The organism is Rhodohalobacter halophilus (assembly GCF_001715195.1).
Lineage (GTDB): Bacteria > Bacteroidota > Rhodothermia > Balneolales > Balneolaceae > Rhodohalobacter > Rhodohalobacter halophilus.
In genome coordinates, this window is the sequence record NZ_MDWE01000019.1 from 1 (window position 1) to 14,053 (window position 14,053).

A 14,053-nucleotide genomic window follows, 5' to 3' on the forward strand; every position below is an offset into this window, starting at 1 on the left:
CCCATCTGGGGCATCACGACTTCAACCTTTGCCATGTTGATTTTTACTTAATTTCTGATTGTGAATATGTTTTTTACGCAATAAAATTACGACCTGAAAGATCAGAATAATCACTATCAGATCAAAATTGAGACCGTAACTTCTGTCAGTTTTATTCTCCGGAAAAACGCTTTTTTAAAAAGTATCTCCGCGATTATTAAATTCTCGGTTGCAATAAGAGTTATGACATCAATCCGGTTATTTCGGTTTATCCTGCAAACTCCTATACTCCAACGTTGCATATTCTAACCCGATCTGTTTACATGCTGCCATTTTTTATCATCTTTGCTATTACCTGGTTTTTAAATCTTTTCTTTCCCTGGTGGATTGGAGTTGCACCGGCGCTCATTATTGGAGCCCTCATGCTGGATCGATGGGTCCACGCATTTCTGATCGGTTTTGCCGGAGTAGGCTCAGCCTGGTTTGTTCAGGCATTCTATATCCATGTATTAAATGAGGGAATACTTACCGGCCGAATTGCTGAGATGCTGCAGGTTCACACTTCAGAAAATGTCTTAATCCTCACATTTGTGATTGGGGGACTGATGGGTGCCGTAGCAGCCACTACGGGATATTTTTTCAAATCAGCCTTCAAACCTGATTTAATTCTCGGCACAAAACATGCCAAACATTTGAAATAAAAAGCCTTTCAATTTTATGAGTGAATATCCAAAAACTGATGATCCCAATGTGCCTGAGCAGGGCACCGAGAAAAAGTCGTTATTCACAAGGTTTCTCGATTTTGTAGAGTGGCTTGGAAACCTGCTGCCTCACCCTGTAACACTTTTCGCTCTTTTTGCTTTTGGTGTAGTGTTACTCAGCGGATTTGCAGAATGGATGGAATGGAGTGCTGCCGATCCACGACCCGAAGGTTCCGGCGGAAGAGCTCCGGACGGCATCATCCGGCCGGTTAGCCTGCTAAATGCGGAAGGACTTCGAATGATTGTCACAAATATGGTCTCCAACTTCACCGGTTTTGCACCGCTCGGGGTGGTTCTGGTAGCCTTGCTGGGTGTGGGTGTTGCTGAGCATTCAGGCTTGATCAGTGCCGTTATACGGGGCATTGTGTTGAAAGCAGCAGCATTCAAACCTGAAGGTGAAATCGGATCAGGAATTACAGCTATACCAAAAAAGATTTTCCGGTTCATTGTAACCCCCAAAAACCTGGTTACCATTGCGATCTGTTTTTCGGCGGTCATTTCAAACACGGCCTCAGAGATGGGATATGTTGTGCTCGTTCCTCTCTCCGCAGTTATTTTTCACTCTATGGGGCGCCACCCGATGGCGGGTCTTGCGTGTGCTTTTGCCTGTGTTTCAGGTGGATATAGCGCCAATCTTCTATTGGGAACCATCGATCCGCTGCTGGCCGGACTTACCCAGGAAGCAGCCAACCTGATCGATCCCGACTATGTAGTAGTTGCCACCGCAAACTACTACTTCATGTTTGTAAGCACCTTTATGATTACAGCTCTCGGCGCGTTTGTTACACTCCGTATTGTTGAGCCAAAACTTGGAGAATATGACGAAAGCATGGCGATGGAAGATCTTTCTGAGGAAGCTTCTATGGATCCGTTGACTGAAAAGGAGATCCGGGCGCTTAAATGGACCGGCGTCTCCATCGTTATTATGTTTGGAATTTTAGCACTCACAATTGTTCCTGAAAACGGAATTTTAAGAAACCCCGAAACCGGCGACTGGAAAGATTCCCCATTCCTTCGCGGCGTGGTGACATTTATTTTCATCTGCTTCCTTATACCCGGATTTGTCTACGGAAAACTTGTGGGCACCATGGAGTCGGACCGCGACATCATTAAGGGAATGTCGAATGCGATGTCTACACTCGGCCTTTATATTGTGATTGTTTTCTTTGCTGCACAGTTTGTCGCCTATTTTGGATGGAGTAATCTAGGGCAGATTTTTGCTGTAAAGGGGGCTGAATTCCTGCAGAGTATGGGAGCCACAGGGCCCATTATTTTCATCGGATTTATTCTGGTCTCGGGTTCCGTGAACCTGATGCTCGGTTCCGCCTCTGCTCAGTGGGCCGTTACCGCACCCATCTTCGTCCCCATGCTGATGCTGATCGGATACACGCCCGAAGTGATTCAGGCTGCCTATCGAATTGGCGACTCTGTAACAAACATCATCACCCCGATGATGAGCTACTTCGGTTTGATCCTCGCTTTTGCCAATAAGTACGACAAAGACCTGGGAATCGGAACCATTATCGCGATGATGCTTCCATACAGTATTTTCTTCCTCATAGGATGGATTATTCTATTTTATATCATGGTCTTTGGCCTGGGAATTCCTGTCGGGCCGGGAGAGGAGATCTACTACATGATTGATGGAGCTTCAGGAGGAAATTGAGACGAGCAGCTCAAATCAAATTTATTAAAATCTCAATGAACGTTGAATCGAAACTCTCGACTGCTTATCTTTGTCAAACTTCAAAAAAGCTCGTAGAAAAATCTTTCAGACAGCAATCCATAGATTAGAAACTTTGCCAACGCACACCCAAAAATGGAGGTCGTGCAATTAATGGCATTCCTCATAGTTAATACAGTTTCATTAATCCGACGCGGTTTCCGTAGTCGGATTTTTTTTGAGCAAAATTTTGAAGTTACAGCTCTAAAATCCTTCCAACCTACCACACAAAAACCCAGAAACAGAACTGATTCATGTCTCTAAATCCAAGAAAAAAAGCCATATTAGCACTTAGCGACGGAACTGTTGTTCACGGCCGGGCCATTGGCCATGACGGCATCACCGGTGGCGAACTCTGCTTTAACACGAGTATGACCGGCTACCAGGAAATTTTCACCGACCCCAGCTATTTCGGGCAGCTGATGATGATGACCTACCCGCACATTGGAAACTACGGAACCCAGCCACGCGACGATGAAGCCCGAAAAGTGATGGTGGCAGGAGTCATCTGCCGAGCTTTTTCTGATGAGTATAGCAACCCGATGGCTGACCGAAGTCTTCAGGAGTATCTTGAGGACAATGAAATTACGGGTATCTCCGGGGTTGATACACGAATGCTGGTTCGTCACATCCGCGAACAGGGAGTGATGAATGCAGTCATATCCAGTACAGAGCTCGACGAGAAAAAGCTTGTTGAAATGGCCAAAAACTGGGACGACATGGAGGGGCTTGAGCTCGCCACGAAAGTAACTCGTTCCGAAGCCCAAACCGTAAATGGAAAGGACGAATTTCGCGTAGCTGCATTTGACTACGGCATTAAGCAAAACATCATCAACAACTTGAACAAACGCGGATGCACACTCCGGATCTTTCCGGCCAAAACATCAGCAGATGAGATCAAAGAGTGGGAAGCCGACGGCTACTTTTTCAGCAACGGCCCGGGCGACCCCACAGCAACGGCAGAATATGCCCTTGAAGCTGTGAATTATGCAAAAAGTACCGGCAAGCCGATGTTCGGGATCTGCCTCGGCCATCAGTTAATGGCGCTCAGCGAAGGACTCAAAACCACCAAGATGTTTGTTGGTCACCGCGGAGCCAATCAACCCGTAAAAAATTTGGCTACCGGTCTGGTGGAAATTTCTACACAAAACCACGGATTTGCCGTGGATGAGGATTCGCTGGATGAAAAGATCGCCGATGTGACTCACATCAACCTGAACGACGGCACGATTGAAGGATTAAAGTTTAAGAACTTTCCGGGCTTTTCGGTGCAATATCACCCCGAAGCTTCTCCCGGCCCGCATGATTCAGCGTACCTGTTCGATCAGTTTATCGACATGATGAAGGAGCAAAAATAGATGTAAGATTTGAGTCTTGAGATTTAAAGGCTCTTTACAGCTATACAAACAACGATCCAACTTTTTAAAACGACTACAAAAAACCTCGAAAAATGCCCAGACGCGACGATATCAACAAAATTTTGATCATTGGTTCAGGACCTATTGTAATTGGCCAGGCTTGCGAATTTGACTACTCCGGCTCTCAGGCTTGCCGATCCCTGCAGGAGGAGGGATATAAGATTGTGCTCATCAACTCGAACCCGGCAACAATTATGACGGATCCGATTATGGCCGATGCCGTTTATATGCTTCCTATGACCACCGATTCCATCCGGGAAATTGTAGCGAAAGAAAAACCGGATGCCGTGCTTCCAACCATGGGCGGACAAACCGGTTTAAATCTCTGCCGAGATCTCGAGAAAGAGAATTTCTGGAAAGAAAATGATATTAAGATCATCGGGGTAGATATAGACGCTGTTGAACTGACTGAAGATCGACAGCTATTCCGAGATAAGATGGAGGAGATTGGGATCGAGCAGTGTAAAAGCCGCACTGCCCAATCGCTGCTTGACGCCAAAGAGATTAAGGAAGAGCTGGGCGGCTTACCGATTGTTATACGTCCGTCATTTACAATGGGCGGAGCCGGCGGCGGTATCGTATGGAACGAAGATGAATTTGAACGAAAAGTACTCCGTGGGCTGGAACTGAGTCCCGTTCACCAGGTACTAATCGAGGAGTCTATTTTTGGATGGAAAGAGTACGAGCTGGAGCTTCTGCGGGATGCAAACGACAATGTGATCATCATCTGCTCCATCGAAAATATGGATCCGATGGGGGTTCACACCGGGGATTCGGTAACCGTAGCACCAACACAAACGCTGTCTGACAAACAGTTGCAACACATGCGTGATGCAGCGATCAAGATGATGCGGAGTATCGGAACCTTTGCGGGTGGCTGTAATGTGCAGTTTGCCATGGAACCGGGAAGTGACCGATTAGTAGCCATCGAAATCAACCCGCGGGTGAGCCGCTCTTCAGCACTTGCCTCCAAAGCTACCGGCTACCCAATCGCGAAAGTGGCCACGAAGCTGGCCGTTGGTTACACACTGGATGAACTCAAAAATCAGATTACCGGAACCACATCGGCCTGCTTTGAGCCAAGTATCGATTATGTAGTCTGCAAAATTCCGAGATTTAACTTCGACAAATTCCCCGGCGTGGATGAAGAGCTGACTACACAGATGAAAGCGGTGGGAGAGGTGATGTCGATCGGGCGAAACTTCCCCGAAGCCTTAAACAAAGCGTGGCAGTCACTGGAAGTTGGCCGCGATGGCTTAGGAGCCGATGGCTACGAAGAGTTCGACCGAAAGACAGTGCGCGATCGACTCCTTAAGCCCTATTGGGATCGCTCCATGCAAATCCGAAATGCATTCAAACTGGGCGCTTCCGTCGAAGAAATTGCCGACATCACCAAAGTAGATCCTTGGTTTTTGCAACAGATCCGATACATGGTCTCGTTGGAAAACCGGACTGAAGGTCAAACTCTCAAAGAGATCTCCAAAGACGATTTCTTTGAGCTGAAACAGGCCGGTTTTTCTGATTCACAGATCGCGTATTTACTGAGCAAGAGCGGTGAAAAAGTGGACGACAAGAAAGTCCGTGACCGACGAAAAGAACTTGGCCTCACCCCATCCTTCAAGATGGTGGATACTTGTGCTGCGGAATTCCCGGCGCAAACCCCATACTACTATTCTGCTTACGAAGGGGAAAACGAAAGTGAAATGACTGACAAGAAGAAAGTCCTGATTCTGGGAAGCGGCCCGAACCGAATTGGACAGGGAATTGAATTTGATTATTCCTGCACGCACGCCGTTTTGGCTGCCAAGGAAATGGGATACGAGGCTATCATGGTGAACTGTAATCCCGAAACGGTATCCACCGACTTCGATTTTGCTGACAAGCTTTACTTTGAGCCGGTATACTGGGAGCGGGTTTTGGATATCATCGACCACGAAAAACCGGAAGGAGTCATTCTTCAGGTGGGGGGACAAACGGCCCTTAAGCTTGGCAAGCGATTTGTGGAAGAAGGCATCAAGATCTTTGGAACTGATTTTGCCATGATAGATTTTGCCGAAGACCGGGGCGAGTTCTCCAAATTCCTCAAGAAGCTGGACATCCCATTCCCGGAGTATGGAACCGCAAGAGAAGTGGAAGAGGCGGTTAAAATTGCCGGCAGAATTGGGTATCCGGTTCTCATCCGCCCAAGTTATGTACTCGGCGGACAGGGAATGCGAATCGCGGTAAAAGAAGAAGAGCTACGAAAATATGTTGCAAACATCCTGAAAACCCATCCCGAAAATGCCTTCCTGATCGATAAATACCTGGAGCACGCCATTGAGGTGGATGTAGATTCGGTATATGATGGCGGTCAGCTACACATTGCAGGCATCATGCAGCATATTGAGCCGGCCGGGGTTCACTCCGGAGATTCGACAGCAGTCGTACCACCATACTCGCTAAGCGATGAGGTCATTAAAACGATTGAGGAGTACCAGAAGAAAATTGCTGAAAATATGGAGATCCTCGGATTCCTGAATGTGCAGTATGCGGTCAAGGATGAGAAAGTATATGTATTGGAAGCCAATCCCCGAACCACCCGAACCATCCCGTTCCTGGCCAAAGCCACACAGCGACCGGAAGCCGCGATTGGGGTGAAGGTGATGCTTGGTGCTAAACTCAAAGAGTTTGATCTGGAATCGAAGCTGGTGAACTGGGCAATTAAAGAGCCGGTGTTCCCATTTGATAAATTCCCGGAAGTGAAGAAGGAGCTGGGTCCCGAGATGAAATCAACCGGAGAAAGTATTTACTTCGCAAAGGATTTCAATGATGAACACTTTAAGAAGCCGTATGAGTTTAAGAGCTTGTACCTCTCAAAATAGAATCATCACGGCTCAAGCTTAAGGGACTGAATAGTTCATCATAGTTGTGCGGTTGTGGATAGTTCAGGATTGGGACTCCATCGAATGATTATTCTGTCAATTAAAAGGTGAACTTTGTATCATCAAATAAATTGACAAGACTCTATGATGGAAAAAAATCTCATTGTTGCTTTCGGCGGCGCCTCCCCGGAACACGAAGTATCCGTTCTGACAGCCATGCAGGCTATTCATGCCCTTGAAGGTTCAGATTATAATATTATCCCGCTCTACATTGCAAAGAGCGGAAAGTGGTTTACCGGAGCTCCTCTGCTCGATTTAAAACAGTATGAGGATCTCGGTAAACTGACTGAAAACGCGACCCCTTGCCATTTTACTCATAATGAACTGGGGCAAACCGTTCTTGAGGAAAAGAAGGGAGGACTCTTTTCGAGAGCCGCTCAGCATATCGTGTATGCAGTACTGACGTCATTTCACGGTTCTGCAGGCGAAAACGGCTCATTTCAAGGCGTTTGCGAACAGTTTAACATTCCATACACAGGCAGCGGTGTAATGGGTTCGGCCGTTGGCATGGATAAAGTCACGGCTAAGTCTCTCTGCAGATCTGCCGGAATTCCTGTTGTGGAAGGCATTCATTTTACTGAATCGAACTGGATAGAAAATCAGGGAAAGATTTTAAATAAAGTTGAAACGCTGAACTATCCGTGTGTGGTGAAGCCTGTTCACCTAGGCAGCAGTATCGGGGTTGAAGTTGTAAACGACAAAGAAAAATTGATTGAAGCTGTTGAAACAGCTTTTCGATATGATAATCACTTATTGATAGAAAAGGCTATATCTCCACTAACAGAAATTAATTGTTCTGTAAAGGGCACGGCCGAAAAACCGGTTGCAAGCGTATGTGAACGTCCGCTCGGTACCGAAGAACTGCTTTCTTTTGCAGATAAATATATGAGAGATGATGCTTCAAAAGGGATGGCATCCGCTGATCGTGAAATTCCTGCAAACATTTCCGAATCTCTCTCAAATTCAATTCAGGAAACATCTAAAAAAATCTTCCGGTTATTTAACTGCAGCGGGCTGGCACGTCTCGACTTTCTGGTAGAGTCAGAAACCGAAAATTTCTACTTTAACGAAATTAACACCATACCCGGTTCTTTTTCGTTCTACCTTTGGAAAGAGTCAGGAATCGGGTTCGACAGCCTGCTCACTGAAATGATCGATATTGCCGTTACAAACCATCAGAAAAAAAATGGCAGGGTTTTAACATACGACACAAACTTACTGAGCCAAAAAGCTGTTAAAGGCATCAAAGGTCTAAAAGGGAATAAATAAGCTATGATCTCACGAACATTTACCTCATACTTGCTGCTCATTTCGTTGTTTTTAATCCTTCAAAGTTGCGGCACTACAGACACTGTCACAGTTGTCGACCGATCGCCTGAAAGTGCAGCGGACACAACGGACCAAGAAGCTGTTTTGCAACCTCAGGATGAATTTATGCAGCTGAGCATTGGTTTACTTGAACCGGTTACCAATCTGGATCCGCTTTTTGCTGAAAATTTAAGCTCATTGCGGGTTATTTCACTCATTTATGACGGTCTCTTTGAATTAAATGATAACGGTGAACCGGAGCCAAAACTGGTCACAAATACCGAAGTATCCGAAGACGGCAGACAGTATCTCCTTACAATCAATCGTGACCTCTATTTTCACGACAGTAATGTTTTCAGTGCAGGTGTAGGCCGGAGAATTCAAGCTCAAGATGTAAAATGGGCATTTGAACGAACAGCAAGAAATGGAGTACCACACACAGCTGCACAGCTTTTGATGAATGTTCGGGGATTTGAAAACTACTATTTGGAGCAACGGAATGTATATGATCCGGATCAACGGGTAATTTCTGGAGTATCAGGGATTGAAGTTATCAACAACGCAACAATTCGTTTTACACTAAAACATCCTGACGACCAGTTTTTACACAAACTCGCATCACCCTACCTCTCAATTTATCCGAGAGAAGCAGTTGAAAATCGTGAGCCGGGTTTAAAAAATCAGCCGGTTGGTACCGGACCGTATATATTAAACGAGAAAAGTGAAAACGCAGTCATACTGGCTCGAAATCCATCCCCGCGTTTTACCGAGCAGGTTGGAAGCTATCCAATCAACAGAATTAATTTCAGTTTTTTCAGCAGCGAGTCTGAAATTTTTCAACAGTTTGCCCGTCAAAATATCGATTGGATTCCTGAAATGAGTCCGCTAATTCAGCAGCAAGTCGTAAACACAGAAGGTCAAATCACGAGCTCTTACAGTGGACAGTTTCAGCTGATCGAGCATTCTGCTCAAAGACTTACCAACGTTTATTTGAATGGGAATAGTGAGCAGAATCTGGATGCATTTAAATATCGATTAAACAATTTAGAAAGAGATCAGCTATCACTGAGTGGAGATATCCGTTTTCAGAAGTATGAAACTCTCGATAACGAAGAAAACGAAGTGAACAGCGGTGAGTTTTATATCGTGTTTACTGACAATCCATTTGCACGAATCATTTTCAACGATCTAAATAACTCACTTTTTGGAGGTGACTCATCACTCACTTTCCTTGATATCCGGACTCCAACTCCCGAAACAATCCTGTATAGCCGCTCAGCAGATCATATTCACAATGAATTTCTAGGTTTTTCTAAAGAAAATCTTTGGCTCACCGCCAAAACCACGATTTTTGGAATCCATCACAACTATGTAAAAGGCTTGAGTTCTACTGCAGTACCTTGGAAACTGTCGGTTGAAAATGTAGAGGTTGATGAATCTGACAGGGACGATTCATGAAATTTTCCATTTTAGCAAATCCAGACAAATACTCAGTACAGGAACCGATAGATCAGATTTTTAAGTGGTGCGAAGAGAATAACCATTCACTTTATGTGCCTCTTTCTCTCAAATCACACTTTCCCGATCTGGACTCCTCCAAAAGCGCCACGGCTCTAAAATCTGAGACAGATGCTGTACAAGAGAGTGATATCGTCATTGCGGTTGGAGGGGACGGAACGCTTCTTCACACGGCACATCTAATTAAAAATGATAACCGGCCTGTACTTGGCATCAACTCCGGCAAGCTTGGTTTCATGGCCAACATTCAGCCTGATATGATTGATCATACACTGGAACAGGTTGTTGCCGAAAATTATAAAATAGATGAGCGGAGAATGCTCAAAGCCACATCTTCGGGTGGCAACTCCTATTATGCCCTGAACGAGTTTCTATTTACAAAGAAAGAAACTTCTTCAATGATAACCCTCCAAGCAGATTATGATGGTGAGTTCATCAACAGTTACTGGGCCGATGGGCTTTTAGTTTCCACGCCAACCGGTTCTACGGCTTATAATCTATCAGCCGGAGGCTCTATTGTTATGCCATCCACACCGGTAATGCTACTCACCCCCATCAACCCTCACACGCTCACAACCCGCCCCCTGGTTCTGCCCGATAACAAGACATTGACTATTCGAAGTGCTGAGAGCGGTAAAAATACACTTTTTGCCTATGACGGAATTATACAACCCAGCGAATCAGAGTTTGAGGTAAACATTGTGCGAAGTGATTTTTCCATTCGCTTAATTCAGCTTCCCGATCAAAATTATTTTGAAACCCTGCGAAATAAGTTAATGTGGGGAATGGATCGTAGAAAAGGATAAAACTCTCCAAAATCACTTCAATTACACTCATATTTCCGTTATTTTATAAGGAGCAATCTTCAGGGGACCAAACTTGAAATGCATTAACGTCTGCCAAAAAGTTTATTTCTAACTAAAAAACAGAAAATCATGAAAGTAACAGTAGTAGGAGCCGGTGGAAATGTTGGCTCAACCGTAGCATTTAGCATTGCAGAGCGCGATTTCGCCAAAGAAGTTGTGATGCTCGACATCGAGAAGAAAGACGGCGACAAAACGTTTTACCCTTCCAAAGGACGGGCGCTCGATCAGTGGGAAACAGCGCCCATTTCCGGTTTTGACACACGCCTGACCGGAACCGTTGATTACAAAGACACCAAAGATTCTGATGTTTGTGTGATTACGGCCGGTGTTCCGCGTCGTCCGGGAATGAGCCGGGATGACTTGCTCGAAATTAACAGTAAAATTGTAAAAGGAGTAACCGAAGAGCTGGTGAAATATTCACCGGACACCATTATTATCGTGGTTTCAAACCCGCTGGACGTGATGACCTATGTGGCACACACCGCCAGCGGCCTCGATAAAAATAAAGTAATGGGTATGGCCGGTATTCTGGACACCGCCCGATACCGCGCATTCCTGGCAAGCGAATTGGATGTATCACCTAAAGATATTCAGGCACTGCTGATGGGCGGTCATGGCGACACCATGGTTCCGCTGCCTCGTTACACAACCGTTTCGGGTATTCCGGTTACACAGTTGATCGACAATGACAAACTGGACGCCATTGTTGAGCGAACCAAGAAAGGCGGCGGCGAAATTGTTGGCCTGATGGGGACATCCGCATGGTACGCACCCGGTGCAGCGGCTGCTCAAATGGTTGAGGCAATAATGCTCGATCAAAATCGTATATTCCCATGTGCCGTGTTGCTCGAAGGCGAGTACGACATTAAAGATATCTTCCTGGGCGTACCCGTTAAACTGGGTCATGGCGGTATCAAGGAGATTATTGAGGTTGATTTAGACGAATCAGAAACCGAACTTTTAAGAGCATCAGAAAAAGCAGTCCGCTCCACGTTGGATGACTTCAAAAAGCTGATGGACAAATAAACAAACCGCAAATAAAAGAAGACTTGGCTCTTCACTACTTGCATTTAAGCCCTGATATGGCCCCGCCGTATTGGGGTTTTTTAATTACAGAAGCCTCGAATTAAGAAAACTGTAACAAAATCCGTTAGTTATTCTCTTTATACTATAGCTGGTAGGTCAGCTCGTAGAAGCTTCATGAGTTACCTACATAACTGAATACAAATTCCATTCACCATTAGGCTAGATATATGATCGGCTACAGTGAAGTTTTACAAACCATGGCAGCGATGATCATCTTTTCGGTGATTATGATGAACGCCAACCGAATGATTCACCGGAATACGGTGATGCAAATTGACGGTGAATTGGAACAGCAAGTAATTTCGATCGGTCAGGAGATTATTGAGGAGGCCAGAACCAAAGCTTACGACAGGGTAACCTACAATAGCTCTACACCGCCTACAATGATCCCAGAAGGCTTTACTCCTTCATCCGACTTTCCAAACAATAAAGAGCGCCATCAATTTATCGCTTTTGAAGATTACCATGGTTATACAGATACCATTCAAACCTCACACGGTGATTTTATCATTGATGTAGAAGTCTTCTATGTAGATGATGTTAACTACGAAGAAATTCCAAATCAGTCTACGTTTAAAAAAATTGAAGTTAATATTACAAGTGACTTTTTAAGAAGCGGTGAACAACCTCGAGGTTACAAATTGGAATTTATACGGAATTATTATGCAGAATAACATTTCAATTGTGGAGACTCTGATATGAATCTCAGCATGGTTACAAGTTTTATCATTGCCGGCATGATTATGCTGGGCATTGTGATGGTCAACATTAATGTGAGCAATAGTACTGCAGAGCTAACAATTGCGCAGATTACAAGAAGTCATGTTTCCAGTATTACAGATATGATCAATGATGATTTCTCAAATATGGGTTATGATGTCAACCAAACGACCCAGGAAACAATGGGTGCCATATTAAACTGTAAATTGGCTAACCGAATCAGTTTTTATCGAAACATACATGACGACTCAACAGTAACCCCAAAACTGATTGAATGGGAGTTTAAGAAAACTGAGGATGTACCCGGCACAAGTAATGATGATCACAGGCCGTTGGTTCGTACAGTCTATAATGATGATGGTTCTATTTTAGATCAAACAGATATCCTGCTGGGAGTAACCCGTTTCGAACTGACTTACTTTGATGACACCAATTATGGTAAGCCAAAAAGTGAAGGAACGTCTGTTGCCACCGGCTGCTCAGACATCTCTAATGTAAAGCAAATCCATGTTGAACTGGAGGTGCAAAGTGCAGAAAAAATGTATAAGCGATCAACCGGAGATGGAAGATATGTTTCTTCGGTATGGGATAAGAGATTCACTCCGATAAATTTAAATCTCGATTAAAACCAATCCACTATGGGACGAGCAATGTTAATTATCTGTGCGGGCGTTTTGATGTCAATCGGTATTATATCGATGGGAACAAACAGCACAGCACGTATGATCACTCAGCAAAATGTAGATTATGCCGAATACACGATGGCTAAAAACGCTGCTCACACGGCAGTACAAATGGCTATGCAGGAGATCAACAAAGATGACGACTGGCCAAATTCTTACAGTGAAACATCTCCCTGGGTAACCGAAGTACAGGGGTTGGAAGTCAGGTTGCATACCGTTTACGAACAAAACGACTATTGGACATCCGGAGATCATGATAATATCTGGTTCTACTCCAAAGCACAGCTCGGTAAAGAGTTTGGTAACCGTTTCGTGGAAGTTCGTAGTCGCTACGAAAAGCGACCGTTTTTTGAACTGGTACCTGATTTTACCGGAGCACTTCAATTACCCACCGACGTAGGTAACTTTAACGTTGATGGTGCAGCACATGAGATTAATGGGGTCAATTCTTCTTGCCCGGAAAACAAACCACCTATTACCACACAATCCCAAACTACCAAAGACAAATTGCTTCTTGAACCCTTGAAGAAGGATGGCGGAGATCTATTAGACGGTGACATCGTAGTCGATTCTGAACTGAATTACGAGCCGACCGATGAGCTTATTGAGCGCTTATTAAATTCCGGATATGCAGAGACTATTTATGGTGATAAATCTCAGTACGGAACTGCGACCACTCCCGGAGTTTTTCTTGTGGAGGATCAGGTTAAACTCAAAGGGAATACGGAAGGCTATGGTATTTTAATTATTCGAGATAACGGAAATATGGAAATGGAAAGTGACCCAGAACTAAGTGTTGCCGGTAACTTTACATTTAACGGTTTGGTTATTTTTGAAAATGCCAAGCTATTTGACGGCAAGGGTACACCCACAATCAATGGCTCTGTTCTAATTGGAAATACAGGGGATAATTTATTGGATCCCATCGACATTGATTTGGGTGGAAATATTGAAATCAATTACGATTGTAAGGGCGAGAACTATGCAAAAATGGCTGCTGCCAATGCTGTTGAGCAGAATAAATACACGATTTTGGTTGCAACAGAAAATATCCGCCGAAACTAATATAA

General features: G+C 44.6%; 11 protein-coding genes. All 11 read left to right on the plus strand.

Annotated features, from left to right (window positions below; genetic code table 11):
* Positions 1–302: 302 nt before the first annotated feature.
* The 11 genes from BG260_RS06320 to BG260_RS06370 all read left to right on the plus strand — a co-directional run bounded on the left by BG260_RS06320 (position 303) and on the right by BG260_RS06370 (position 14,048).
* Complete coding sequence (locus BG260_RS06320; RefSeq protein WP_069131121.1) at positions 303–680, plus strand: hypothetical protein; 378 nt, start codon at positions 303–305, stop codon at positions 678–680.
* A gap of 16 nt (positions 681–696) precedes the next feature.
* Positions 697–2,406, plus strand: a complete 1,710-nt coding sequence (locus BG260_RS06325) for an AbgT family transporter (RefSeq protein WP_069131122.1) — start codon at positions 697–699, stop codon at positions 2,404–2,406.
* Positions 2,407–2,717: 311 nt separating this feature from the next.
* Complete coding sequence (gene carA / locus BG260_RS06330; RefSeq protein WP_069131123.1) at positions 2,718–3,821, plus strand: glutamine-hydrolyzing carbamoyl-phosphate synthase small subunit; 1,104 nt, start codon at positions 2,718–2,720, stop codon at positions 3,819–3,821.
* Positions 3,822–3,913: 92 nt separating this feature from the next.
* Positions 3,914–6,742, plus strand: coding sequence for a carbamoyl-phosphate synthase large subunit (carB, locus tag BG260_RS06335; protein ID WP_069131124.1), 2,829 nt, complete (start codon positions 3,914–3,916; stop codon positions 6,740–6,742).
* A gap of 144 nt (positions 6,743–6,886) precedes the next feature.
* Complete coding sequence (locus BG260_RS06340) at positions 6,887–8,071, plus strand: D-alanine--D-alanine ligase family protein (protein WP_083750137.1); 1,185 nt, start codon at positions 6,887–6,889, stop codon at positions 8,069–8,071.
* Positions 8,072–8,074: 3 nt separating this feature from the next.
* Complete coding sequence (locus BG260_RS06345; RefSeq protein WP_069131125.1) at positions 8,075–9,568, plus strand: ABC transporter substrate-binding protein; 1,494 nt, start codon at positions 8,075–8,077, stop codon at positions 9,566–9,568.
* Complete coding sequence (locus BG260_RS06350) at positions 9,565–10,434, plus strand: NAD(+)/NADH kinase (RefSeq protein WP_069131126.1); 870 nt, start codon at positions 9,565–9,567, stop codon at positions 10,432–10,434. The genes BG260_RS06345 and BG260_RS06350 overlap by 4 nt, the downstream gene beginning before the upstream one ends.
* Positions 10,435–10,563: 129 nt before the next feature.
* The gene (gene mdh, locus BG260_RS06355; protein ID WP_069131127.1) at positions 10,564–11,520 is read left to right on the plus strand and encodes a malate dehydrogenase; all 957 of its coding nucleotides are present in this window, start codon (positions 10,564–10,566) and stop codon (positions 11,518–11,520) included.
* 227 nt (positions 11,521–11,747) lie between these two features.
* A complete protein-coding gene (locus BG260_RS06360) occupies positions 11,748–12,254 on the plus strand; it encodes a hypothetical protein (protein ID WP_069131128.1) in 507 nt (168 codons plus the stop codon).
* A gap of 24 nt (positions 12,255–12,278) precedes the next feature.
* The gene (locus BG260_RS06365) at positions 12,279–12,926 is read left to right on the plus strand and encodes a hypothetical protein (protein ID WP_069131129.1); all 648 of its coding nucleotides are present in this window, start codon (positions 12,279–12,281) and stop codon (positions 12,924–12,926) included.
* A gap of 12 nt (positions 12,927–12,938) precedes the next feature.
* Complete coding sequence (locus BG260_RS06370; protein ID WP_069131130.1) at positions 12,939–14,048, plus strand: hypothetical protein; 1,110 nt, start codon at positions 12,939–12,941, stop codon at positions 14,046–14,048.
* Positions 14,049–14,053: the final 5 nt, after the last annotated feature.